Annotated in this window: 28 protein-coding genes; 18 read left to right on the top strand and 10 right to left on the bottom strand. The window is 71.6% G+C overall.

Translation table 11 applies throughout. The features are described from left to right. Positions 1–61 precede the first annotated feature (61 nt). The 3 genes from PCA76_RS26670 (at position 62) to PCA76_RS26660 (ending at position 3,296) form a co-directional block, all read left to right on the top strand. Positions 62–976 carry a MurR/RpiR family transcriptional regulator gene (locus tag PCA76_RS26670; RefSeq protein ID WP_272613185.1) on the top strand — a complete coding sequence of 305 codons (915 nt, stop codon included), beginning with the start codon at positions 62–64 and terminating at the stop codon, positions 974–976. Then, positions 973–1,929 (top strand): N-acetylmuramic acid 6-phosphate etherase, encoded by a 957-nt coding sequence (murQ, locus tag PCA76_RS26665; protein WP_272613184.1) that lies wholly within the window; start codon positions 973–975, stop codon positions 1,927–1,929. The genes PCA76_RS26670 and murQ overlap by 4 nt, the downstream gene beginning before the upstream one ends. A gap of 377 nt (positions 1,930–2,306) precedes the next feature. After that, on the top strand, positions 2,307–3,296 hold the full coding sequence (locus tag PCA76_RS26660) for a sigma-70 family RNA polymerase sigma factor (RefSeq protein ID WP_272613182.1): 990 nt from the start codon (positions 2,307–2,309) through the stop codon (positions 3,294–3,296). Between the two features lie 72 nt (positions 3,297–3,368). Here the strand turns inward: PCA76_RS26660 and PCA76_RS26655 are convergent, their stop codons facing one another. Continuing rightward, entirely contained in the window at positions 3,369–4,346 is a 978-nt protein-coding gene (locus PCA76_RS26655) for a C40 family peptidase (protein ID WP_272613180.1), read from the bottom strand. A gap of 520 nt (positions 4,347–4,866) precedes the next feature. On the opposite strand from PCA76_RS26655, the gene PCA76_RS26650 reads away from it, so the two are divergent. Continuing rightward, complete coding sequence (locus PCA76_RS26650) at positions 4,867–5,367, top strand: DUF6232 family protein (RefSeq protein WP_272613178.1); 501 nt, start codon at positions 4,867–4,869, stop codon at positions 5,365–5,367. Between the two features lie 48 nt (positions 5,368–5,415). Here the strand turns inward: PCA76_RS26650 and PCA76_RS26645 are convergent, their stop codons facing one another. Beyond that, entirely contained in the window at positions 5,416–5,745 is a 330-nt protein-coding gene (locus PCA76_RS26645; RefSeq protein WP_272613177.1) for a DUF3817 domain-containing protein, read from the bottom strand. 26 nt (positions 5,746–5,771) lie between these two features. Continuing rightward, a complete protein-coding gene (locus tag PCA76_RS26640; protein ID WP_272613176.1) occupies positions 5,772–6,206 on the bottom strand; it encodes a hypothetical protein in 435 nt (144 codons plus the stop codon). Positions 6,207–6,341: 135 nt separating this feature from the next. Here PCA76_RS26640 and PCA76_RS26635 point away from each other — a divergent pair, with 135 nt between their 5' ends. The 3 genes from PCA76_RS26635 to PCA76_RS26625 are packed head-to-tail and all read left to right on the top strand — an operon-like array spanning position 6,342 to position 7,611. After that, positions 6,342–6,680: a DUF6158 family protein gene (locus PCA76_RS26635; protein ID WP_272613174.1), complete on the top strand. Its 339-nt coding sequence runs from the start codon at positions 6,342–6,344 to the stop codon at positions 6,678–6,680. Further along, positions 6,680–7,018, top strand: coding sequence for a hypothetical protein (locus tag PCA76_RS26630; protein ID WP_272613172.1), 339 nt, complete (start codon positions 6,680–6,682; stop codon positions 7,016–7,018). The genes PCA76_RS26635 and PCA76_RS26630 overlap by 1 nt, the downstream gene beginning before the upstream one ends. A gap of 53 nt (positions 7,019–7,071) precedes the next feature. Continuing rightward, complete coding sequence (locus PCA76_RS26625; protein ID WP_272613171.1) at positions 7,072–7,611, top strand: DUF1360 domain-containing protein; 540 nt, start codon at positions 7,072–7,074, stop codon at positions 7,609–7,611. A 52-nt stretch (positions 7,612–7,663) separates the two neighbouring features. Here PCA76_RS26625 and PCA76_RS26620 read toward each other — a convergent pair whose 3' ends face one another. The 3 genes from PCA76_RS26620 to PCA76_RS26610 form a co-directional block, all read right to left on the bottom strand. Then, positions 7,664–7,858 (bottom strand): hypothetical protein, encoded by a 195-nt coding sequence (locus tag PCA76_RS26620; protein ID WP_272613170.1) that lies wholly within the window; start codon positions 7,856–7,858, stop codon positions 7,664–7,666. Between the two features lie 23 nt (positions 7,859–7,881). Continuing rightward, the gene (locus PCA76_RS26615) at positions 7,882–8,115 is read right to left on the bottom strand and encodes a hypothetical protein (protein WP_442930282.1); all 234 of its coding nucleotides are present in this window, start codon (positions 8,113–8,115) and stop codon (positions 7,882–7,884) included. 275 nt (positions 8,116–8,390) lie between these two features. Next, positions 8,391–9,485: a 3-deoxy-7-phosphoheptulonate synthase gene (locus PCA76_RS26610; protein ID WP_272613168.1), complete on the bottom strand. Its 1,095-nt coding sequence runs from the start codon at positions 9,483–9,485 to the stop codon at positions 8,391–8,393. A 274-nt stretch (positions 9,486–9,759) separates the two neighbouring features. Between PCA76_RS26610 and PCA76_RS26605 the strand changes: the two genes are divergently transcribed. Then, the gene (locus PCA76_RS26605) at positions 9,760–9,975 is read left to right on the top strand and encodes a hypothetical protein (protein ID WP_272613166.1); all 216 of its coding nucleotides are present in this window, start codon (positions 9,760–9,762) and stop codon (positions 9,973–9,975) included. Here PCA76_RS26605 and PCA76_RS26600 read toward each other — a convergent pair. Then, positions 9,942–10,700 carry a phosphodiesterase gene (locus tag PCA76_RS26600; RefSeq protein WP_272613165.1) on the bottom strand — a complete coding sequence of 253 codons (759 nt, stop codon included), beginning with the start codon at positions 10,698–10,700 and terminating at the stop codon, positions 9,942–9,944. The two genes, PCA76_RS26605 and PCA76_RS26600, sit on opposite strands and share 34 nt — an antisense overlap. 101 nt (positions 10,701–10,801) lie before the next feature. Between PCA76_RS26600 and PCA76_RS26595 the strand changes: the two genes are divergently transcribed. The 4 genes from PCA76_RS26595 to PCA76_RS26580 all read left to right on the top strand — a co-directional run bounded on the left by PCA76_RS26595 (position 10,802) and on the right by PCA76_RS26580 (position 15,271). Then, a complete protein-coding gene (locus PCA76_RS26595; protein WP_272613163.1) occupies positions 10,802–12,091 on the top strand; it encodes a M16 family metallopeptidase in 1,290 nt (429 codons plus the stop codon). Further along, positions 12,088–13,431 carry a M16 family metallopeptidase gene (locus tag PCA76_RS26590; RefSeq protein ID WP_272613162.1) on the top strand — a complete coding sequence of 448 codons (1,344 nt, stop codon included), beginning with the start codon at positions 12,088–12,090 and terminating at the stop codon, positions 13,429–13,431. The genes PCA76_RS26595 and PCA76_RS26590 overlap by 4 nt, the downstream gene beginning before the upstream one ends. A 225-nt stretch (positions 13,432–13,656) precedes the next feature. Then, a complete protein-coding gene (locus PCA76_RS26585) occupies positions 13,657–14,682 on the top strand; it encodes an aspartate-semialdehyde dehydrogenase (protein ID WP_272613160.1) in 1,026 nt (341 codons plus the stop codon). Positions 14,683–14,830: 148 nt separating this feature from the next. Beyond that, a complete protein-coding gene (locus tag PCA76_RS26580) occupies positions 14,831–15,271 on the top strand; it encodes a PPOX class F420-dependent oxidoreductase (protein ID WP_272613159.1) in 441 nt (146 codons plus the stop codon). A gap of 19 nt (positions 15,272–15,290) precedes the next feature. On the opposite strand, the gene PCA76_RS26575 is transcribed toward PCA76_RS26580, so the two are convergent. Continuing rightward, on the bottom strand, positions 15,291–15,869 hold the full coding sequence (locus tag PCA76_RS26575) for a nucleotidyltransferase family protein (protein ID WP_272613158.1): 579 nt from the start codon (positions 15,867–15,869) through the stop codon (positions 15,291–15,293). A gap of 223 nt (positions 15,870–16,092) precedes the next feature. On the opposite strand from PCA76_RS26575, the gene PCA76_RS26570 reads away from it, so the two are divergent. Beyond that, the gene (locus tag PCA76_RS26570) at positions 16,093–16,509 is read left to right on the top strand and encodes a CBS domain-containing protein (RefSeq protein WP_272613157.1); all 417 of its coding nucleotides are present in this window, start codon (positions 16,093–16,095) and stop codon (positions 16,507–16,509) included. A gap of 92 nt (positions 16,510–16,601) precedes the next feature. Here the strand turns inward: PCA76_RS26570 and PCA76_RS26565 are convergent, their stop codons facing one another. Further along, a complete protein-coding gene (locus PCA76_RS26565; RefSeq protein WP_272613156.1) occupies positions 16,602–17,702 on the bottom strand; it encodes a DNA glycosylase AlkZ-like family protein in 1,101 nt (366 codons plus the stop codon). A 206-nt stretch (positions 17,703–17,908) separates the two neighbouring features. On the opposite strand from PCA76_RS26565, the gene PCA76_RS26560 reads away from it, so the two are divergent. The 5 genes from PCA76_RS26560 to PCA76_RS26540 all read left to right on the top strand — a co-directional run bounded on the left by PCA76_RS26560 (position 17,909) and on the right by PCA76_RS26540 (position 22,863). Then, positions 17,909–18,280 carry an SCP2 sterol-binding domain-containing protein gene (locus tag PCA76_RS26560; protein WP_272613154.1) on the top strand — a complete coding sequence of 124 codons (372 nt, stop codon included), beginning with the start codon at positions 17,909–17,911 and terminating at the stop codon, positions 18,278–18,280. Beyond that, positions 18,280–20,340 carry an amylo-alpha-1,6-glucosidase gene (locus PCA76_RS26555; protein ID WP_272613153.1) on the top strand — a complete coding sequence of 687 codons (2,061 nt, stop codon included), beginning with the start codon at positions 18,280–18,282 and terminating at the stop codon, positions 20,338–20,340. The genes PCA76_RS26560 and PCA76_RS26555 overlap by 1 nt, the downstream gene beginning before the upstream one ends. Before the next feature lie 95 nt (positions 20,341–20,435). Continuing rightward, positions 20,436–21,188 carry a lysophospholipid acyltransferase family protein gene (locus tag PCA76_RS26550; RefSeq protein ID WP_272613152.1) on the top strand — a complete coding sequence of 251 codons (753 nt, stop codon included), beginning with the start codon at positions 20,436–20,438 and terminating at the stop codon, positions 21,186–21,188. Between the two features lie 81 nt (positions 21,189–21,269). Beyond that, a complete protein-coding gene (locus PCA76_RS26545) occupies positions 21,270–21,878 on the top strand; it encodes an isochorismatase family protein (protein ID WP_272613151.1) in 609 nt (202 codons plus the stop codon). Between the two features lie 4 nt (positions 21,879–21,882). Next, the gene (locus tag PCA76_RS26540; RefSeq protein ID WP_272613149.1) at positions 21,883–22,863 is read left to right on the top strand and encodes a GlxA family transcriptional regulator; all 981 of its coding nucleotides are present in this window, start codon (positions 21,883–21,885) and stop codon (positions 22,861–22,863) included. On the opposite strand, the gene PCA76_RS26535 is transcribed toward PCA76_RS26540, so the two are convergent. Next, positions 22,745–23,467, bottom strand: coding sequence for a hypothetical protein (locus PCA76_RS26535; protein WP_272613148.1), 723 nt, complete (start codon positions 23,465–23,467; stop codon positions 22,745–22,747). The two genes, PCA76_RS26540 and PCA76_RS26535, sit on opposite strands and share 119 nt — an antisense overlap. Positions 23,468–23,532 lie beyond the last annotated feature (65 nt).

The raw sequence follows: 23,532 nt of genomic DNA, 5'->3' as shown, positions 1-23,532 counted from the left end.
GTTTCTCCCACTCCGGACCGTCATAGTTGACGCTCACGCCTGGTGAAAGTAAGTTTCATCCGTGGCGAAGAGTCCGAAGATTTCTGCGAGCCAGGAGCCCGGTGGGCTGATCGTCCACATCAGTGGACTGCTGCCGTCGCTGTCGCCCGCCGAGCAGCGGGTTGCCCGGCTGGTCGTGTCCGATCCGGCCGCCGCCGCCCGGCGGACCATCACCGACCTCGCCACCGCGGCGGAGACGTCGGAAGCGACAGTCATCCGGTTCTGCCGTTCCGTGGGCATGGACGGCTACCCCCAACTGCGCATCCGGCTCGCCGCCGAGGCCGCCCGCCGGATCGAGCCGCCGGACGCCCGGGTGGTCGGCGGTGACATCCCGCCCGGTGCCGACCTCGCCCAGATCATCGCCACCATCGCGTTCAACGACGCCCGTGCGGTCGAGGAGACTGCCGAGCAGCTCGACCCCGCCGTCTGCGAGCAGGTCGTCGAGGCGATCAATGGTGCCGGTCGGATCGACATCTACGGCGCCGGCGCCAGTGGGTTCGTCGCTTCGGACTTCCAGCAGAAGCTGCACCGCATCGGCCGGATCGCCTTCTACTTCCCGGACGTGCACACCGCGCTGACCTCGGCCGCCCTTCTCAGTCGCGGAGACGTGGCGATCGGCATCTCGCACACCGGCACCACCTCCGACGTCATCGAGGTGCTGGAGCAGGCCCGTACGCGAGGCGCGGCCACCGTGGCGCTGACCAACTTCCCGCGCTCGCCGATCACCGAGGTGGCGGACTTCGTGTTGACCACGGCGGCCCGGGAGACCACCTACCGCTCCGGCGCGACGGCCAGTCGGCTGGCCCAGCTCACCGTGGTCGACTGCCTCTTCGTCGGGGTGGCCGCCCGTAACCGGGCACGAGCCCGCAAGGCCCTCGAGGCGACCGCCGAGGCGGTCCAGTCGCACCGGGTGGGTGCCAACCGGAGGCGGGCATGACGCCCGGTTCGGTGGAGCCGGACGAGGACGTGCCAGCACCGCCCGCCCGCCCGGCGGTCCGGGTGGGCGCCCCCACCGAACGGCGCAACCCGCTCAGCGTCGACCTCGACCTGATGTCGACCCGGGACGTGCTCACCGTGATCAACGAGGCGGACCGGCGGGTGCCGGCGGCGGTCGCCGCAGTGCTCGACGAGATCGCCGCCACCGTCGACCTGGCGGTCGCGGCACTGCGCGGCGGTCACCGGGTGCACTACTTCGGGGCCGGCACCTCCGGCCGGCTGGGTGTCCTCGACGCGGCCGAGCTGGCCCCCACGTTCAATTCGCCCCGGCACTGGTTCTGCGCCCACCTCGCCGGTGGCCCGGACGCCATCTGGCGGGCCGTGGAGGACGCCGAGGACGACGATCGGGGCGGGGCGGCCGAGGCGGCCAGTTGTGTGCGTGCCGGTGACCTGGTGGTCGGTCTGGCGGCCAGCGGACGCACCCCGTACGTCCTCGGGGCGCTCGCCGCGGCCCGCGCCAAGGGCGCCTCGACGGTGCTGCTCTGCGCCAATCCGGAAGCGGAGGCCGCCCGGTCGGTCGACGTGTTCATCGGGGTGGACACCGGACCCGAGGTGGTCACCGGGTCGACCCGGATGAAGGCGGGCACGGCGCAGAAGTTGGTGCTCAACACGTTCTCGACCGCCGTCATGGTGCGCCTGGGGCGGGTCTACTCGAACCTCATGATCGATATGGTGGCGACCAACGCGAAGCTCCGCGGACGAATGATCTCGATTCTGATGGAGGCCACCGGCTGCTCGGAGGAGGTCTCCCAGCGGGCCTTCGCCGAGGCTGACGGTGACCTGAAGACCGCGCTCGTCTCCCTGGTCTCCGGCGCCGAGGTGGACGCCGCCCGAGCCGCGCTGGCCAGATCCGCCGACCAGGTCCGGGGTGCCCTCGCCCTGCTCGCCTCTTAGCCTCCCGCGCCTCGGGAAGCGAACGGGGCTCCGGATTGTTCATCTGGCCGGGGGGTAATAACACCTCCATGGATGAACCGACCGGGCCACCGGTGCGTATCTGGCAGTGACCAGGATCGCAGCGTGGTGGTGACCCGGGTCGCTGTGCCCCCGCGGCGGGCGGTGTTGCCATGGTTGGGACCCGTGCGTGGTGTGCCCAGCGGCGAGCCACCCGACGGGGTGCTGACAGCAAACATGGACCGTGCTCTCAGCTATCACTCAGGCATTCGTGACACTTTCGACTCACGCGATGGAATCCCCGACACGTCTCATCTGTTGTGTAGGTGTCAGCACCGATGGGCACAGCAGAAGTTACCAGGGGCTGACGGACGTGGGGAATGGCAAGGAACCGGGCAACCGGCGCGAGCGAGGGGACCGTGGGCAACGTGGACAAGAAAATCGGCATGCGAACCGACGAGGTTGCCGAGGAGCGCGACCTGGTCGGCGTCTACCTGCACGAGATCTCTCGGACGCCACTGCTGGACGCCGCCATGGAGGTCGATCTCTCCAGGGCAATCGAGGCCGGCCTCTACGCCGAGCACCTGCTCGGTGAGGACGCCGTTCCCGCCGGTGTCGATCGGGCCGACGTGGAGTGGCTGGTCGTCGAGGGAGAGCGTGCGAAGGACCTCTTCATCCGCGCCAACCTCCGGTTGGTCGTGTCGATCGCCCGTCGCTACGTGCGTTCGGGCATGCCCATGCTGGACCTGATCCAGGAGGGCAACACCGGCCTGGTCCGGGCGGTCGAGAAGTTCGACTACGAGCGTGGCTACAAGTTCTCCACCTACGCCACCTGGTGGATCCGCCAGGCGATCAGCCGGGCGATCGCTCAGCAGGAGCGCACCGTCCGTCTGCCGGTGCACCTCGTGGAGGACGTCAACCGGATGCGCAACGTGGCCCGGCAGTTGACCCGCGAGCTGGGCGCCGACCCGGAGCCGGAGCAGATCGCGGCATCCCTCGGCGTCACCGTCGAGCGGGTGAACGAGCTGCGCCGCTGGTCGCAGGACACCGTCTCGCTGGACACCCCGGTGGGCGACGACGGCGACACGAGCCTCGGCGACCTGGTCGCCGACAGTGACGCGCCGTCGCCGGAGGACATCGTCCTCAGCGGCCTGGAGCGGCAGCGCATCGAGGGTCTGCTCAACCACCTCGACGACCGTTCCGCCGGCATCATGCGGGCCCGCTACGGGCTGGAGGACGGCCGGGAGCACTCGCTCACCGAGGTCGCGTCCCGGTTCTCGCTGTCCCGCGAGCGGATCCGGCAGCTGGAGATCCAGGCCCTCGGTCGGCTGCGTGAGCTGGCTCGGGCGGAGGGGCTGCAAGCAGCCTGACCTGGTATTAATTACGGCGAGCGGCCGGCGTCCGATAGGGGGACGCCGGCCGTTCGCCGTAGCCGGTCGCAGCTAGCGAACCCGGCCGTAACCCTGGATGGGCATCATGTTCATGCCCCGCTTGAGCACGTTGCGTCCCGCGCTCGGCGCGTCGATCACCTGGCCGCCGCCCACGTAGAGGGCGACGTGCCCGAGCCCGCTGTAGAAGACCAGGTCACCCGGGCTCAGGTCGCCCCGGCTGATGTGGGCGACCGCGCCCCACTGGAGCCGGGTGTTGTGCGGCAGGGATTTCCCGGCCGCCCGCCAGGCCGCCGAGGTGAGCCCCGAGCAGTCGTAGCCGTTCGGCCCGTCGGCTGCCCAGACGTACGGCTTGCCCAGCGCACCGAACGCGTACCGCACCGCGGTGCCGGCAGCACCGGCCACCGTGGGCACGTTCTTGGCCTCGGTCGCCGCGGTCTTGGGTTCGGGTCGCTCGGTGGCCGCCCCGTACGCCTGCCGGCGTAGCTCGTACAGCTCGGCCAGGTCCCGCTCGATCTGCTTCTTGCCCGTCGCGAGCTGACGGGCCTGTGCGGCCTGCCGGGTCAGCGTGGTGTCCAGGCGGGACTTCTCGTCGAGCAGCCGCTGCTGGTCGGCGGTGAAGCCGGAGATGCGCTCCTGCCGCTGGCGGGTCAGTTGGTCGAGGGTGCCAAGACGGTCCAGCAGCGCGGCCGAGCCGCCGGGACGCAGCAGGGCGTCCGCGGTGCGCAGGGTGCCGCTCTTGTACGCGGTGGAGGCCAACTCGGCCACATCGGCCCGGCTCTGCTCGGCCTGCTGTTCGAGTGGGCCGATGCGGGCCGATAATCGGGCCACCGCGGCCTCGTTGGTCTTCATGTCCTCGCGCAATTTGTTGTACGACTCGACGACCCGCTCCAACTCGGCCGAGGACGTCTCGATCCGGCGGGTCAGGTCGGCGGGGGACGGCTCGGCGCGGGCCACCGCCGTCGGGGCGATCAGCGCGGCCGACATGCCGGCCAGCGCCACGGTGCGCAGCAGGTTTCTCAGGGATGACAAGAGCGGAAGGCCCCTCTCCCACGGCCGCCGGGGCTGCTGATGCCCTCGGCGACACCGGCCGGGGCCACCCGGGCGGACGGCACTGGGCCGGACCGGCCTGCCCAACCTAACCCGGGACGGCTGTCGCCCGCAGTTGAAGCAGGGGCGAAAGTTGGGAGAGTGGCTCGTCGTGCCCGTGTGTTGGGTGGCGTCATCGTGGCTCATGACACCTCCGGCAGAGCGTGCGACGCCCGCTTCATGAGCGACTGACGGATATACGACTTTCGTCGTTCCGGACGCATGCCGTCGGAATGCTGCCGTCCATAACGGATAAAACCTGAAATGGATGCTGTTTCTCGGCGATGTCCCCGGTTGGGGGAGCTGTCGAAAGCCCGCAAATGCCCAGACCGGCTGGCGGTGCCCCAACACAATGAGGACCGGAGCCGGGAATCCCGTCGACAGGCAGTGATGCCTCTGACCAGCGGATCAACTCGGCCAACCGTCCCAATCGGGAGGAACCGTGAATCGTGAAGGCGCAAAGATGCGACCGCCGCGAACGGTGCCGGGCGCCCGGTCGACCCTGCTCTACGCGCGGCCCGGCATCATCGTGACCGTCGACCGGTTCACCGTCGGCCGGACCAGCTACCGGGTCGCCGACCTGACCCACCTGCGTACCACCCGGGGCCCGCACGATCGGATCGCCGTCCGGGCCGTCGTCATCACCGCCACCATGCTCGGCGGTGTCGGGCTGCTGCTCGGCTTCACCGGAGGTCTGCAACACCTGACCGCCGGGGCGTACCTCATCCTCGGTGCGGTGTTCCTGATTCCGGCTGCGCTCGCCCTGGTCGGCGATCGCTGGCGCCCACCGTCGTACGAGCTGTGGGGGTGGTACCAGGGAGCGGAGGCGCTGCTGTTCAGCGCCGACGACGAGCGGCAGTTCGGCCAGGTCACCCGGGCGCTGCTGCGGGCCCGGGAGGTCAACCGGTACGGCGGCTGGGTCGACCCGCTCGCCTCAGCCGACCCGTGGCGGCCCAGCCGCTGACCGGAAGACGGTGGGCCGGCGCCGAGCTGGCGTCGGCCCACCGGCCGTTCAGTGGGCGACGGGCTCCGGAGCCCGTTCCTCCTGCGGCGCGGCCACCCAGGCGCTGACTCGGCGCTCGGCGAAGAACGAGACGAACGGCACAGTGCCGGCCAACATCACCAGCAGCATCCGCTTCAGCGGCCAGTCGGCTCGGCGGCTCAGGTCGAACGCGGCCAGCAGGTAGACCATGTAGAGGAAGCCGTGCGCCTGCCCCACCGTCTCCACCACGACGGGGTTGTCGAACACGTACTTCAGTGGCATGCCGATCACGACCAGCACGATCAGCACCACGCCCACGATCCAGGCGATCACGCGGTACCGGGTAAGGGCAGCGCCCACCTTCGTCCGTCCTTCCGAGCCCGGCTTCAGCCGGGATAGTCACCGGGCCGGGCGCCCGGATTGGCGTTCAACCATGACAGGTAGTGGTTGTAGGCGGCCAGGTCCGTGTCCTCGACGGCGTCGCCGGTGGCCGGCACCCGGGACACCCGCACCGGTCGGCGTACCGCCGGTCGGGACCCGATGGTGACAGCCGGCGCCGGCTCGGAGGCCGGGACATCGGCCGGGTTCGCCGGCGGCGCGTCGGCCTCCGCCGCCCTGCGGCGGGCCAGCTTCACCTCGCGCCACCAGACGTAGACCACGAAGCCGGCGAAGATCGGCCACTCGACCGCGTACCCCCAGCTCAGGCTGTTGCCGGCGGTGGCCCGGCTGATCTGCCACCAGCCCAGCCCGAGGAAGCTCACGGCCAGCACGACCATGGCCACGTGACGCGCGATCCACGCCGGGGTCCAGAGCCGCCTCATGGCATCGAGGGTACCGGGGGCGCTGCCGGTCTCCGACACCGTGTCGTAGTTGCCACGTCGGCGGGGATGGTTTGGCGTCACCACGCCTGGGCATTCGTCTAGACGCCAGCCCAAACGAGATCAAGGGGGGCGACGATGACCGGATCGATACGTGAGGACGGCTTTGCGTCCAGCGGCAGCGCGGATATGAGCCCCGAGCAGCGGGTGCCCGAGTGGGACGGCGATCAACTCGCCGACCCGGCGGGCGCCACGAATCTCGACGGCGACCTGCTCGGCATCGACCCGACGGAGTTGACCGACGAGGATCTCATCCGCGAGATGCACAGCCTGCACCGCACCCGCCTGGACACCCTGCGGCACGCGGCGGACTCTGCCCTCGCCAACCACCTGCGCCGCACGGCGGAGTTGGAGACCGAGTACCTGGCCCGTCACCCGGGCCGGGAGGTCGACCCCAGCCGACTGCGGGACGCGTGATGCCGGCGCGTGCCGTGCGCGGCATGTCCGCGCCACCCGAGGTGGTCTTCAACACGGCGACCGACCCTAACCGCGCCTCGGCCTGGCTACCGGAGCCGCTGCGCGGCGACGGTAGCCCCGCCGCGGAGATCAGCGGTGACGAGTTGCGGGCCCGATGGGGTGCCGACGGCACCGATGCCTGGTCCGCTGAGATCCGGGTGGAGCCGGCGGATTCCGGCGGCGCACGGATCGAGCTCGACCTGACCGACGGGTCGGGCGGGTCGGGCCCGGACCAGTTGGCCGACCAGGCGCTCACCAACCTGGCTCGCGAGGTCGCCGACAACCTCCAGGCCGGCTGAGCCGGCCGCGCGGGACGCCGCTCCCGCACCACCACAAGATATGAGGAGATCGGGTGAGCGACACTGGCCTGCGACAGAAGGCTGCGCGGCTGAGAAGGGCGTACGCGCCGCACGAACACCGGCCGCTCGGCGGCTACCTGGTGGCGATGGGCGCCTACGCCGGGGTGACCGGCGCGCTCGCCGGTCTGGTCAAGGTCACCGGTCGGCCGGTGCCGGAGCGTCCCGCCCCGTCCGACGTGGTGCTGCTCTCCATCGCCACGCACAAGCTGAGTCGGCTGCTGTCCAAGGACGCGGTGACCAGCCCTCTACGGGCACCGTTCACCCGTTACGACCATCCGATCGGCAGCGGCGAGGTGATGGAGCAGGTCCGCGACTCGGGCAGCCCTACCCGGCACGCCATCGGCGAGTTGCTGAGCTGCCCGTTCTGCCTGGCGGTCTGGGTGGCCACCGGGCTGACCGGTGGCCTGGTGCTCGCGCCCCGGCTGACCCGGCTGGTGGCCACCGCGCTGACAGCGGTCGCCGCGTCCGACTTCCTGCAGATGGCGTACGCGTCAGCGCAGCAGGCCGCCGAGGGCGGGCACGACGACGACTGACGGGTTGAACGCAGTGGGGCCGGCTTCCGCCGGCCCCCACTGCACGTACGCCTCAGCGTTGCATGCCGGACCAGCCGTGCGGCGACTCCGGCTCCCGTTCGTCCTCGTCCGCCCCGGTGATGATGTCCCGGTCCACAGCGGTGCGGTCGTGTTCGTTGGCGAAGTCCGGCTCGGGCGTGGTGTCTCTGCCCTTCGGCGGTTGACCCAGCGCCGGCATCTTCTCGTCGTGGTCCTCGTGGTGCGTCATGTCGGTGTCCCTTCTGGGGTCGCTCATGCGATGGAGCCGCCGAGCAGGTCGCTGGCTTCGTCCACCGCGTATTCGCCCTCGGGCAGCGCGTCGATCCGGGCGAGCAGGCCCGGCGGGAGTTCGGCGGCGACCGCCCGGCGGTAGATGTCCGCCTGGGTGACCCGCTCCTGACCCCGGTAGATGTCGTCGAGCAGGTCGTCGAGGGCCCGGGTGTCCGGCTCGCCGGCCACGGATGCGTCGTCGGTCACGCCGATCAGCTACCCGGGCCGGAATCGGTCAAACGTCACGCCAGGGTGCCGTCCACGTGGGTCTGGGCGTACAGACAGCGCCGCCCCCGGCTGGTGGGCCGGGGGCGGCGCTGGTGTCGGCGTGCAGGTCGCCTCTCGGCGAGTGGCACTACGCGGCTCCAGCCGGACGGTATTCCGCGAAGGCTATTTAGGTGAGGCCCGGGGACACTGGACACACCGACACCCCTGTCAACGAGCCGACCCCCGCCCGTGTTCCGCGGCCGTCGGTGTCGGCCGTCACACCGTCAGACCGTGGTCGGCAGGGTGGCCCGGCGGGCCCGCACGGCGGAGGCCAGGTGGTCGAGCACCTCGGCCGTGTCGTCCCAGCCGAGGCAGGCGTCGGTGACCGACCGGCCGTACACCAGCTCCCGGGTGGGGTCGAGTTCCTGCCGGCCGGGCAGCAGGAACGACTCCAGCATCACGCCGGTGATTCCGCGTTGGCCGGCCGCCAACTGGGCGGCCACGTCCGCGGCGACCTTCGGCTGGTTGCGGTGGTCCTTGCCGCTGTTGGCGTGACTGGCGTCGATCACCAGCCGCTCCGGCAAATTGGCCGCACGGAGCAGGTCGAGCGCGCCGGCGACCGACTCCGCGTCGTAGTTGGGCCGGCCGCCCCCGCCGCGCAGCACCAGGTGGCCGTCCGTGTTACCCCGGGTGTGCATGATCGCCGGGGTGCCGGAGAAGTCGATGCCGGGGAAGACGTGCGGCACCCCGGCGGCGCGGATCGCGTCCACGGCGGTGCCGATGCTGCCGTCCGGGCGGTTCTTCATGCCGATCGGCATGGACAGGCCGGAGGCGAGCTGGCGGTGCACCTGGCTCTCCACGGTGCGGGCGCCGATCGCACCCCAGGCCACCGTGTCCGCGATGTACTGCGGTGTGATCGGGTCGAGGAACTCGCAGCCCACCGGCAGGCCGAGGCGCAGCACGTCGAGCAGCAGCGCCCGAGCCAGCCGCAGGCCGGTGTTGACGTCCCCGCTGCCGTCCAGGCCCGGGTCGTTGATGAGGCCCTTCCAGCCAACCGTGGAGCGCGGCTTCTCGAAGTAGACCCGCATGACGATCAGCAGGTCGTCGGCCAGCTGGTCGGCTGCCGTGCGCAGGCGCTGGGCGTAGTCGAGCGCGGCGGCCGGATCGTGCACCGAGCAGGGGCCGACCACCACCAGCAGGCGGTCGTCCTCGCGGTCCAGCACGCGACCCACCGCGCGACGGCCGTTCAGCACGGCCGAGGCGAGCGGAGCGTCCAGGGGCAGCTCGTGGTGCAGCAGGGCGGGTGTGGTCAGCGGCACGACACGGTCGATCCGCTGATCACTGACCCGATCGGTCTCCGGGGTCGTCACGGTGGGCATCCTTCCGCCGACCGTGCCCGGGGCCGGTGCCCGGGACGAGCCGGCTGCTCGTACGCAAAAGGGCAGGAACGACAGCTCCTGCCCAGCCGGCTTGGTCCGTGGTGACGTCAGTTCATGGTGAAGTCACCGGCGTGCCAGCCGGCTGCCTAAACCATCGATACGAACGCGTCACGTCGCCCAGCCTACCCGACCGGTCGCGGACGCCGGCCGCGTCGTCCCAAGATGCGGGGCGGACATCGCGTGCCGAGGGCGAGGTCGGGGTAACAGGGGTGCCATGACTGACGAGCAGAGCGATCAGAGCCGGGTGGAGTCCCGCGCGCACCTCCTGCCCGAGGAGGCGGCGGTGGGCAGCGACGACCCGGAGGCGCAGGCCGAGGCCATCCTCACCGAGTCCGACATCCGTGAGGAGGACCAGAACGCGGCACCGGACACGGTGCTGGAACGTCGTACCTCGGATCAGACGGTGGTCGCCGTCGAACCCCCGGACTGAGCGCTCGCCCCGCGGGCCCGGCGTGACCCCCGATAGGTCTGCTCGCGCAGCCAGGCCAGTGGGCCTGCCACCCGCAGTTCGGGTGGCAGGTTGCGCACCGGGTCGAACGCGAGCGCCGCGTCCTCCTCGGTGCTGAGCTGGGTACCGATGCTGACCTGCCCGAACGGCCGCCACGGCCCCACGGCGGACGCGACCGCGAGCACCAGGCGTGGCGTGTCCGTCCGGGCCGCGGCGGCGACGGTGGCCAGGCTGCGGCCGAGGTTCACCGAGTCGGGGTCGGCCAGCGCGGCCAGCCAGAGTCGGCGTGGGCCCACGCGGTAGCACATGATCGTGCTGTACGTCCCGGTGAAGCAGCGTCGGGGCAGCGGCAGGTTCCGTAGCAGGGGAGCCGCGCCGCTGGAGCTGACCAGCAGGTCGAACGGGCGGCCGGCGTCATCGTGCAGGCGCAGCGCGAGGCCCAGCACGTCCGGCCAACTGCCGGGCGTGGGCGTTCCCTTGGAGAGGCGCACGGTGGCCCGGTACCGGCCGGGGTCGTCCAGCAGACCGACCCCGGTGGGTGGTCCGGGCGTACCCCAGATCATCATCTCGCCGGCGAACGAGCGACCGGCCGGATGCAGCAGGCGGCCGCGGCGCAGCCGGCTGAGCGCGGCGCTGGCGCGTTCGACGGCGGTGGCGGCCCGCTCGACGGTCGGGGACGCGGGCGGGGTGGCGGTCGGCGGGGTCATTCCCCTCCGGTACCCCGACCGACGGCCTCGATGCCAGCGGGTCGGCTCGCCGACCGACCGCGCGTCACCTTTCCGCCTGCGAGATCAGATAGCGTCGGGGCATGCCCGACAGTGGTTACCCCTGGCCCATCGAGACGTCCCGACTGGACAACGGCCTGCGTGTGGTGGTGAGCGAGGACCGCACCGCGCCCGCCGTGGCCGTCAACCTCTGGTACGACGTCGGCTCCCGGCACGAGCCGGCCGGGCAGACCGGCTTCGCCCACCTCTTCGAGCACCTGATGTTCGAGGGCTCGGTGAACGTCGCGAAGACCGAGCACATGAAGCTGATCCAGGGCTCCGGCGGCTCACTGAACGCCACCACCAATCCGGACCGCACCAACTACTTCGAGACGGTCCCGGCCGAGCACCTGGAGTTGGCGCTCTGGTTGGAGGCCGACCGGATGGGCGGCCTGGTTCCCGCGCTCACCCAGGAGACGCTGGACAACCAGCGGGACGTGGTCAAGAACGAGCGCCGGCAGCGCTACGAGAACGTCCCGTACGGGGACGCCTGGCTGCGGTTGCTGCCGCTGCTGTACCCGTCGGGGCACCCGTACCATCACGCGACGATCGGCTCGATGGCCGACCTGAACGCCGCCGACCTCGCCACCTTCCAGGCGTTCCACCAGACGTACTACGCGCCCAACAACGCGGTGCTCACCGTGGTCGGCGACGCCACCGCCTCCGATGTGTTCGCGCTCGCCGACAAATACTTCGGCGCGCTGCCCGCGCGCGATGACATCCCGCCAGCCCCGGACGGCCGTAGCGTCCCGGCGACCGGGCAGGCGGCCGCCGAGTCGGTGAGCGCGGACGTGCCGGCGCCACGGGTGTACATCGCCCACCGCACCTACGCGTTCGGCAGCCCGGAATACAACGTGATCACCGTGCTCGCCACCGTCCTCGGCAGTGGCCGGGGCAGTCGGCTCTACCAGCGGCTCGCCGACGGTGAGCGGATCGCCCAGCCGGACCTGGTCGGGGCGTACGGGGTGGACCTCGCGCACGCCCCGGCACCGCTGATCGCCACCGCCACCGCCCGCCCCGGAGTGAGCGCCGAGCGGCTGGCCGAAGGGCTGGCCGAGGTCGTCGACGAGCTGGCCACCGTGCCGGTCACCGCCTCGGAGCTGGATCGGGCCAAGGCGTTGCTGAGCACCGGCTGGTGGCGTCAACTGTCCACGGTGGACGGCCGCGCGGACCTGCTCGGCCGGTACGCCACGCAGTTCGGTGACCCGGCCCGCCTCGCGGACCAGTTGCCGGGCCTGCTCGCGGTCACCGCCGAGCAGATCGCCGAGGCCGCCGCCGAGGTGCTCGCCACCGACCGGGTGACCCTCACCTACCTGCCCGAGGAGACCTCATGACGCTGATCGCCGACCGTCCCGGCCCGGGTGCGGCCCGCCCGTACCGGTTCCCGCCGGTGGTCCGCCGCGCCGTGGCCGGTGGTCAGGTTGTCGCCGCGCACCTGCCCGGGCAGAACCTCGCCGTGGCGCTGCTGCTGCTCGACGTGGGCGCGGGCCAGGAGCCGGTCGGCAAGGAGGGCCTTTCCGGGGTGCTGGCCAAGGCGTTGGAGGAGGGCACCGCACAGCGGGACGCCGCCGCGTACGCGCTGGCCGTCGAAGGGCTCGGCACCGCGCTGATGACCGGGCTGGACTGGGACTCGTTCCAGGCCAGTGTGGTGATCCCGGTGGACCGGCTCAGTGCGGCCGTGGAGCTGCTCGCCGAGGCGGTCCGGACGCCCAAGCTGGATCCCGCCGACGTGCGTCGGGTCCGTGACGACGAGGCGACCGCGCTCCGGATGGACTGGGCCAACCCCGGCCCGCGCGCCGACGCCGCGCTGCGCGCCGACCTGTTCGGCGCGGAGAACCGTTGGGGGCGGCCGATGCACGGCGACCCGGAGTCGGTCGCCGGGTTGGACGTGGAGGACGTGACGGTCTTCCACTCCGAGTGGTTCCTGCGCCCCGGCACCCTGATCGTCGCCGGCGACCTGGAGCGGATCGACCTGGACGCGCTGGCCGCCGCGGCGTTCGCCGGCACCGGTGGCGGCCCGGCCCAGCGGGGCGGCCCCATCGAGGTGCCGCTGCACACCGGCCGGCGGATCATCCTGGTGGACCGGCCCGGCTCGGTGCAGTCCACGCTGCGGCTGGGTCACCCGTCGCCGCACCGGGCGCACCCCGACCACGTGTCGATGACGCTCGCCGGCACGGTCCTCGGTGGGGCGTTCACGTCCCGGCTCAACCACCTGCTCCGCGAGGTGCACGGCTACACGTACGGGATCCGGGGTGACTTCGCCTCGTCCCGCCGGTTCGGTCGGTTCGCGGTGAGCTCCGGCGTGCAGACCGCGGTCACCGCGCCGGCCCTGGTCGAGGCGGTGGGCGAGATCACCCGTACCCAGGCCGCCGGGGTGACCGAGGACGAGCTGGCGGTGGCCCGCTCCTGGCGGGCCGGGCAGCTCTCGGTCGAGTTGCAGAGCCCTCGGGCGATCGCCTCCGCGCTGACCACGCTGGTCGTGCACGACCTGCCGGACGACTACCACGCTCGGTTGCGGGAGTCGCTGCTCGCCGCCGACGTGGACCAGGTCTCGGCGGCGGCCGCCACCCACCTGCACCCGGACGCGCTGACCCTGGTCATCGAGGGCGACGCGGCCCTCATCCGCGACAACCTCACCGCCGCAGCCCTAGGCGACCTGATCGACCACCCCTAACCCCACCCCACCCCCACCCCCCAACCCCCCAACCCTCCTGCCTCACCCCACCCGCCTCGTTGATCATGAAGTTGTTGTCACCCGGAGCGGCGTGTCGGGACAACAACTTCATGATCAACGGAGGGGGAGGTTCGGCGGGTTGGGGGTGGGGGTGGGTGTGATGCGGGACCCGGGGGGTGGGAAAGGGGTCCCGGTTGTGGGGGTGGGCTGGGTAGCCTCGCGGGCATGAGGATCGGCATTGTGGGGGCCACCGGCCAGGTCGGTGGCGTCATGCGGCAGGTGTTGGCAGAGCGGGAGTTCCCGGCAGAGCAGGTGCGGTTGTTCGCCTCGGCGCGGTCCGCCGGGCGTACGATGCCGTGGCGCGATGGCGAGGTGACCGTCGAGGACGCCGCGACCGCGGACTACTCCGAGCTGGACATCGTGCTCTTCTCGGCAGGTAAGGGCACCGCCCTGGAGCTGGCACCCCGGGTCGCCGAAGCCGGTGCCGTGGTGATCGACAACTCCTCGGCTTTCCGGATGGACCCGCAGGTGCCGCTGGTGGTCGCCGAGGTCAACCCGCACGCGGCCCTCGACCGCCCGAAGGGCATCATCGCCAACCCCAACTGCACCACGATGGCCGCGATGCCGGTGCTGCGCCCGCTGCACGCCGAGGCGGGCCTGGTCGGCCTGGTCATCTCCACGTACCAGGCGGTCTCCGGTGCCGGGCTGGCCGGCGTCGCCGAGTTGGACGAGCAGGTCCGCAAGGTCGCCGAGCACGCCGCCGGGCTGGCCTTCGACGGGTCGGCCGTGGAGTTCCCCGCGCCGCGCTCGTTCGCCCAGCCGATCGCCTTCAACGTCCTCCCGCTGGCCGGTTCGATCGTCGACGACGGCTCGTTCGAGACCGACGAGGAACAGAAGCTGCGCAACGAGAGCCGCAAGATCCTGGAGATCCCCGACCTGTTGGTCTCCGGCACCTGCGTCCGGGTGCCGGTCTTCACCGGCCACTCGCTGCAGATCAACGCCCGGTTCGCCCGGCCGCTCACCCCGCAGCGCGCCCACGAGCTGCTGGCCGACGCGCCCGGGGTGGCGCTGACCGACGTGCCGACGCCGTTGCAGGCCGCCGGCCAGGACCCCACCTACGTCGGGCGGATCCGCGCCGACGAGACCGCCGAGTACGGGCTCGCTCTGTTCTGCTCCAACGACAACCTGCGCAAGGGCGCCGCGCTGAACGCGGTGCAAATCGCCGAGCTGGTCGCCGCCGAACGTCGCTGACCGTCGCCGTCGCTGTCACCATCACCGAGCCCTCGCCGTACGTCGGCGGGGGCTCGGGTTCGTTCCGGCTGGCCGCTGATGGTGTCGGGCGCGGCGGTCGGGCGTGCTTGGATGGGATCGAAGCCGACCGTCCCACCTGGAGGAAACCGTGCCGGATGACCGCACCCAGCAGGCGTTGACCGATCTGGTCGCCGGTCGCTCGATGGGCGTCCTCGCGACGATCAAGCGGGACGGGCGGCCACAGTTGTCCACCGTGGTCTACTCCTTCGACCGGGACGCGGGCCTGATCCGGGTCTCGGTCACCGACGGCCGGGCCAAGACCGCCAACCTGCGCCGGGACCCGAGGGCCAGCTTCCACGTCGGCAGCGACGACGGCTGGGCGTACGCGGTGGTCGAGGGTCGCGCCGAGCTGACCACGCCGGCCGCCGAGCCCGCCGATGAGACTGTCGAGGAACTCGTGGCGCTCTACCGGGGCTTGCGCGGCGAACACCCCAACTGGGACGAGTACCGGCAGGCCATGGTCGACGAGGGGCGGCTGGTGTTGCGCCTGCACGTGGAGCGGATCTACGGCATGCCGCCCCGCAGCTGACGCGCCCGCCGCCGCACGGTCAGCCCGGTTCGATCACGGTCGCCCCGGGCCAGCGCTGCGCCGGCCGGTGCCGGGCCAACCGCTGCCGGGACCGGGCCACGTCCACCCGGGCCGGGTTGTGCCGCCAGATCCCGCCCAGCAGATCCTCCAGGCCGTACGGGGCGCAGACCTCCAGCCGGTCGGCGGGGTCCAGCCGGACAGCCACCGCGGTCGCGTACTCCGGCCAGGTGGCGATCGCCTCGGCCACGCTGCGGTACGGCTCGATCGGGTCGCCGCCGAACTTCGCCGCGTACCAGGTGTGCACCGCCGCCTGGTTGCGTGCCTGCCACGGAGGCTCCGGCCAGGCCGCCATCAGGCGGGCGGTGGCTCGGTGGTCGTCGTCGCGGGTCAGCCTCGTCGGGTCGAAGAAGACCACGTCCACGTCCCGGACCGTGGTCGGGTCGAACCCGTCGCCGTACCGCTCGCCCCAGACCAGGTCGCGTAGGGCACCCGCGCCGATCCAGGCATCCGGCAGTCCGGAGTCACGTGTCACGGTCAGCGCCCGGGTGAGCCAACCGCTGCCGGCGACCAACTCCCGCAGCTCCCCCTCGCCCGTCATCCCCTCAGGGTAGGCAGCGAAGCCGGGGCGTGCCGCCCTCCACCGGGTGTGCGGCGCGTTGACGGGTATACGGCCCTTCCCGTGCCTGCATCGCCGTCGCGGGACATCGGGGGAGGGGTGGGATGGGCGCCTGCGGCACTCCCCGGATAGCCACCGGCAGTCGGCGTTACCCCGTCCCGGGCGGCGGGTAGACGGACCGTGCCGACACCGAGAGGGGAGCACCATGACAACGGTCGGAGAGTTCATGACGACCCGGTTGGTGACGATGGACGGCAACGACACGCTCATCGCAGCCGCGCAGGAGATGCGTGACAGTGCCATTGGTGACGTGGTGGTGACCGACGGCGACAGCGTGGTCGGCATCGTCACGGACCGGGACATCACGGTCCGAGGTGTCGCGGAGAACATGGATCCGGGCTCGACCCGGCTGAGCCAGATCACCACCCGCGATGTGATCACCGTGAGTCAGTACGACGATGTCGTGGCCGCCGCGGACCTGATGCGTACGTACGCCGTACGCCGGCTCCCGGTGATTGACGACGGGCGCCTTGTCGGCCTGGTCTCGATGGGTGACCTCGCGGTCGAGCGCGAACCGCAGTCGGTGCTCGCGGACATCAGCGCCGACGACCCGAACAACTGACCATCCGCCGCGTGCGCGCCGGCCCTCCCCTTGCGGGAGGGCCGGCGCTGCGGTGTCGGGACCAGGTCGAGTGGTCAGGGCTGGTCGAGTGGTCAGGGCTGGTCGAACTCGAGCCGCACGTCGGTGACAGCGCGGGCGGCGGCCACCGTCGCTGCCTCGGCGTCGACCTCCCGCCGGACCCGGGCGGACAGCGGCGACCACGGGCTGACGGTCAGCGTCAGCCGCCCCTTTCCGGCCTGCCGCGCCCGCCACGTGCCGGTCACCTCCCCGTCCACCAGCAGCGCGCCAGGATTGCCGATGGCCCGCCACAACTGCTGCTGGTGCTCCCGTCTGGGCACCAGCAGGTCACGGTCACGGCCGGCGAGGAAGGGATCGCCCGGCGGCAGCAGCCGCACCAGCCGGGGTGGCGGCGTGCTCGTCAGCGCCTTGGCCGCGTCGGCCGGGAGCCAGGCGGGTCGGCCGTCCACCCGGACCTCGACCAGGCCCGTCGGCCAGACCCGACGCAGCTCCGTCGCCGAGGAACCGAGGAAGCCGGCGGCGTCGGCCGGGGTGGCCGGGCCGAGCAGCCGCAGGTATGTCGTGACCAGCTCAGCGGTGTGCGCGGCGGCGGCGGGCGGGTCGGGGCGCTCGGGCAACGGGGCGAGCCTGGCGGCCCGGCCGGACACGACGAGGCGCACCCCGCCGGCGAGCCCGGCCTGCTGAAAGACCGCCCCGGAGATGTGTCGGGCCTGGCACACCCGGCAGTCGTAGGTCAGCTCGACGGGAACTCGATCGGAGACGGCCCGGCTGACCACGCCGCGGTCCAATTCGGTGGTGACCACCGAGTGGAACGCCTCGGCCGTGGCCCGGAACGCGGCGAGCCCGAGCCGCGCCCCCGCGCGGATCTGGCCCGGGATCCGCCGGGTGGCATCGGTGTCGCTGAGCGGCCAGAGCGCCGCGGCCAGCCCCGGCAGCTCGGCTCGGCGGTGCAGGTGCGGGGCGCCGCGCATCGACCAGACCAGCTCCAGACGGTCGTCCGGCCCGGTCACGCCGCGTGCCGCCAGCGCTTGCCGCGCGCTGCCGTAGGGCGTGTCCTGCACGCCGAGACCCAATACGGCCAGGTCGCCTGGACGGAAGTCGCCAGAGCGGTCGAGCTGCTGGGCCGCTACCCGGTAGGCGAGCACCTGCCGCCGGTCGACCTCTGGCGTCTGCACCGGCATGTGCCCCCGTCCTGGACGTCCCCTCTTCGCCCGGGACGCTACCCGGCTGGCCGGACAACGCCCGGCCGCTCACCCGATCCGGGCGAGGTTGACCGGGGAACCGGCGGGGACCCGTGCGGGGACGTGCAACGCCGGCCGTCCGCGCGACGCGAGCGCGGTGGGTGGGATCCCGGGCCCGGCAACTGGGAGGAGTGGACCCGATGGTGGACGCGACCACGAGGTTCTTCGAGGATCTGGACCGGCGGGGGTACGAACCCCTGCTGGCGAAGACCTCCGGGACACTGCGCATCGACCTGCACGAGGGGGCGCAGACCCGGCATTGGCTGCTGAGGATCGACCACGGCCGGCTGAACGTCAGTCAGGAGGACCAGGAGGCCGACACGGTCATCGGGGCCAGCCCGGCGCTCTTCGACGACATAGCGGCCGGCCGCGAGCACGGCCTGGCCGCCTTGTTTCGCGGGGACATGACGGTGTCGGGTGACGCCCGGCTGGTCGTGCAGGTGGAACGCATCTTCCCTGGGTCCCCGGATGCCCGTGGGCCCCGTCGCCGCTTCGTAGGGGAGGGCCACTGATGGGCCAGAGCAACACGGTCCGGATCCTCGACGGCAACACGTTCGTCGTCTGCGAGGACACCGGCGACATCGAGGCGACGCCGAGCGAGCCGACCGGGCTCTTCTCCCTCGACACCCGATTCCTGTCGACGTGGGTGCTGACCATCAACGGTGAGCGGCTCAACTCGCTCTCGTACGACGACCTGCAGTACTTCGAGTCCCGATTCTTCCTGGTGCCGGGGATGGCCACGCACTACGTGGACGCGAAGCTGTCGATCATCCGAGAACGCGCGGTGGGCGGCAGCTTCCGGGAGCAGCTCACCATCCTCAACCACGACGAGAAGCCGGTCGACCTGGAAGTTCGGATGGACGCGGCGGCGGACTTCGCCGACCTGTTCCAGGTCAAGGACGAGATTCTGAACAAGAAGGGCGAGATCTACTCCGAGGTGGAGTCGGACCGGCTGCGGTTGGGATACCGCCGGGGCAACTACCGGCGCGAGACGACCATTTCGTCGTCGATGTCGGCCCGGTACGACAGCAAGGGGTTCGCGTACACCGTCCACCTGGAGCCCAACGAGCAGTGGGACGCCTCGATCGACGTCCAGACGCACGCAGTCGGGCCCGGCGGCCGGGACCTGCGTTTCGGACTGCGCGTGCACGGCACCGAGCGGCTCGCCCTCCAGCACGACCTGGAGCAGTGGATCGCCGACGCACCCAAGGTCAACAGTGAGCACGGCCGGGTGGCCAGCACGTACCGGCGCAGTCTGATCGACCTGGCGGCGCTGCGCTTCTCGCCGCTGTCGCTGGGCGGCGCCACCCTGCCGGCCGCCGGCCTGCCCTGGTTCATGACCATGTTCGGCCGGGACAGCATCCTCACCTGCCTGCAGACGCTGCCGTTCACCCCGCAGTTGTCGAAGACGACGCTGCGCATCCTGGCCTCCCTGCAGGGCAGCCGGTTCGACGACTTCCGGGACGAGGACCCGGGGCGCATCCTGCACGAGATGCGCTACGGCGAGACCGCGGCCTTCGAGGAGCAGCCGCACTCGCCCTACTACGGCTCGGTGGACGCGACGCCGCTGTTCGTGGTGCTGCTCGACGAGTACGAGCGGTGGACCGGGGACGTCGCGCTGGTCAAGGAGTTGGAGCAGGAGTCCCGGGCGGCGCTGAGATGGATCGACACCTACGCCGACCTGGTCGGCAACGGCTACATCTGGTACGAGCGGCGCAACACCGACACCGGCCTGGAGAACCAGTGCTGGAAGGACTCCTGGGACTCGATCTCCTACTCCGACGGCACGCTGCCACCGTTTCCGCGGGCCACCTGCGAGGTGCAGGGGTACGCGTACGACGCGAAGATCCGCGCGGCCCGGATGGCCCGCGAGTTCTGGGACGACCCGGAGTTCGCCGACCAGCTGGAGCGGGAGGCGATGCAGCTGAAGGAGCGGTTCAACCGGGACTGGTGGGTGGCCGACGGTGAGTACTACGCACTGGCCCTGGACCCGGACGGTCGTCAGTGCGACGTCCTCAGCTCCAACATCGGCCACCTGCTGTGGAGCGGGATCGCCGAACCCGAGCGGGCGGAGAAGCTCGCGCAACACCTGGTGGGGCCGAGGCTCTTCACCGGCTGGGGGGTGCGTACGTTGGCCGAGGGTGAGGCCCGGTACAACCCGATCGGCTACCACAACGGCACGATCTGGCCGTTCGACAACTCGTTCATCGCCTGGGGCCTGCGCCGGTACGGCTTCGCCGAGGAGGCCGCCACCATCGCCAGCGGCATCCTGGACGCGGCCACGTACTTCGATGGTCGGTTGCCGGAGGCGTTCGGCGGCTATCCGCGGGAGCTGACCAAGTTCCCGGTGGAGTATCCGACGGCGTGCAGCCCGCAGGCCTGGTCGACCGGCACGCCACTGCTGCTGCTGCGGACGATGCTCGGTCTGGAGCCGCACGAGGGTCACCTGGCGGTCGAGCCGCGGCTGCCGGTGGGGATGGGCCGGATCGAGGTGCTGGACATCCCGGGTCGCTGGGGGCGGGTGGACGCGTTCGCCCGAGGCCGACTGGACCTGGGCAACCTCGCCGACTGACCGACTCGAAGCAGACCCGGCGGCGACGCGCAGTCCGGCGTCGCCGTCGGGTCTCCACCCAGGCGATCCACAGACCGGCAGGGTAGATTCTGCGAATGCCGGAGCTCGTGTACCCGCCCGTTATCGCTGCCGCCAAGACGATGTTCCGGGTCCTCGACCTGAAGATCAACATTGAGGGCGCCCACCACGTACCCCGCACCGGCGGGGCGGTGCTGGCCAGCAACCACGTCAGCTACCTCGACTTCATCTTCGCCGGCCTGGGCGCGAACCCCTCGGGTCGGCTGGTCCGGTTCATGGCCAAGCAGTCGGTCTTCGCGGACCGGATCGGTGGCCCGTTGATGCGCGGGATGAAGCACATCCCGGTGGACCGGCAGGCCGGCGCGGCCTCGTTCCGCGCTGCGGTGGACGCGCTCAAGCGCGGCGAGGTCGTCGGCGTCTTCCCCGAGGGGACGATCAGCCGGTCGTTCACCGTGAAGGAGCTCAAGAGCGGCACGGTCCGGATGGCCCGCTCGGCGAAGGTGCCGGTGCTGCCGGTCGCCGTGTGGGGCACCCAACGGCTCTGGACCAAGGGCCGCCCGCGCACGCTCACACGCCGGCACACGCCGATCACCATCCTGGTCGGCGAACCGATCAACCCTCCGGATTTCCCGGACCCGAACGTGCTGGCCGCCGAGCTGACCACCCGGCTCAGCGCGCTCGTCGACCGGGCCCAGCGGGAATACCCGGACGTGCCAGCCGGCCCGGACGACACCTGGTGGCTGCCCGCGCACCTGGGCGGCAGCGCGCCCACGCCGGAGGAGGCCATGGCTCTGGACGCCGCCGCCGAGCACCGCACCCCCAGCGCCTGACGCCGATCTGGCCGGATCGTTCCGCACCCGGGCATGATGGTGTCTGCCGGCGCGGCCCCCGTCCGGCCAGGATCTTCAGTCATGAACAGAGCAGCACTCGTCGTGATCGACGTACAGGAGTCCTTCCGCCAACGCCCGATCTGGGCGCACGGCTCCAACCCCGACATGATCCGACAGGTCGAACGGCTGGTCGCCGCTGCCCGGGAGCGCGGCGACCTGGTCGTCTGGGTCCTGCACTCCGAGCCCGGCTCGGGCGGGTTGTTCGATCCCGCACTCGGGCACGTGCGGCTGATCGACGGGCTGGTCCCGGCCGAGGGCGAGCCGACGCTGATCAAGACCGCGCACAACGCGTTCACCACCACGAACCTCCAGCAGTTGCTCACCCAGGGCGGCATCCACGACATCACCGTCTGCGGCATCCGTACCGAGCAGTGCGTGGAGACCACCACCCGGGTCGGCGCGGACCTCGGCTACCGGATGACCTTCGTCACCGACGCCACGCTGACCTTCCCCATCCCACACCGGGACCTGCCGGAGACCGCCACGGTCGCGGAGATCCTCGCCGACCCGCGCACCCTGACCAACGAGGAGATCGTCACCCGCACCGAGTACGCGCTGGCTGGCCGCTTCGCGACCATCCGCACCGTGGACGAGGTGACCGGCGCGACCCTCGCCGGCGCTCGGGGCTGACGCGATGACCCGGGTCGTCTTCCTGCTGGTCCCGCAACTGCACCTGTTGGACCTCGCCGGGCCGGCCCAGGTCTTCTCCACCGCCGCCGACCTCGGGTACGACTATCGGCTGCACTACGTCGCCGAGCGGGAGCAGGTGCCGACCGTGCAGGGCGTACCACTTGTCGCCGACACGGGGTGGCCTGAGCTGGCCCCGGACGACCTGGTGATCGTGCCCGGCTGGCGGCCGGCGGCGCACGGGCCGGAGGGGCCGGTGTCGCCCGGCGACCTGCGGCGGCTGGCCGAGCACCACGCGGCCGGTGGCACGGTGGCCAGCGTCTGCGCCGGGGCGTACGCCCTCGGGCGGGCCGGGCTGCTCGACGGCCGACGCTGCACCACGCACCACGAGGTGCAGGACGATTTGGCCCGCCGGCACCCGGCGGCCCGGGTCACCCGCGACGTGTTGTACGTCGTCGACGACCGGGTGGTCACCTCGGCGGGCATCGCCAGTGGCATCGACGTGGCGTTGCACCTGGTGGCTACCCGGCACGGCCCGGCGACCGCCGCGCAGATCGCCCGCACGCTGGTCGTCTACGCCCGCCGCAACGGGAACGAGCCGCAGGCCAGCGCGTTGATGCGGCACCGCTCCCATCTGTCCGACTCGGTGCACCGGGTGCAGGATCTGATCGACAGCCGCTACGCCGAGCCACTGCCACTGGCCGATCTGGCCGCCGCCGGCGGCGTGGCCGAACGGACGCTGACCCGGCTGTTCCGTGCGACGACCGGGCTCACCCCGCTCGGCTACCAGCAGCAGCTGCGGGTGGAACGTGCCGAGCACCTGATCGGGCACGGCGCGACCGTGGAAGCGGCCGCGCGGATCGTCGGCTTCACCGATGCCCGGATGCTGCGCCGCCTGCGAGCCCGCTCCACGAGGTCGGCTCCGGTCCCGAGCGGTAGTAGTCGTCCCGGGAGTGGAACTCCACCGGCAGTGAGCCGGGCAGCGTGACCCGGGTGTCCCCGGCGAGCAGGCCGGGGCCGGCCCGCAGCAGCAGCACGTCGCGTTCCTGAGCCGAGAGGTCGACCAGTTCCGGGCGGGTGAGCCGGAACTCGGCAACCGCCCGGCGGACCTGCCGGGCCAGCGCGGCGACCTCACCGGCCGGCCCGCCGAGGGCCAACGCCGGCTGCTGGATGGTGCGCAACGCGTCACAGACGATCAGCAACTGCGCCGACGCGTCCTGCTCGGCTGCCGGCAGCTCCAACCGGGACGGCCACTGCCAGCGGATCTGCCCGCTCATCAGACCGTTCAGCCGGGCGGGCGGCCGGGACCGGGGTGTGTCGTCGACGACCAGAGACAACTGCGAGCCGCTGCCCACCCAGCAGATCCGCTGGTCGGTGACGGTCACCGTGACGGGCCCGGGCAACCACCAGCCGCGCTGCGCTTCCGTCGGCCCGAGCAGGTAACCCGCGACCCGTAGTCGGTGCTGCCCGAGCACCCGCTCACCGGGCACCGGACGCAGGTTGTAGCGGCGATCCAGGCTCGGCCCCATGTCGTCGTCCGGAGCGTCGAACCGGTGGGGACCGATGAAGAAGGGGGACGCGTCGGATTGCATCGTCACGACCTCCCGGTCAGCTGGTTGTGTGGTCAAGCCTGACGGACCTGTGGGCCGCTGTCATG

It is taken from the genome of Micromonospora sp. LH3U1 (assembly GCF_028475105.1).
Taxonomy (GTDB): Bacteria; Actinomycetota; Actinomycetes; order Mycobacteriales; family Micromonosporaceae; genus Micromonospora.
Note: the sequence above shows the minus strand (reverse complement) of the source record. Positions and strands in the feature narration are given on the sequence as shown.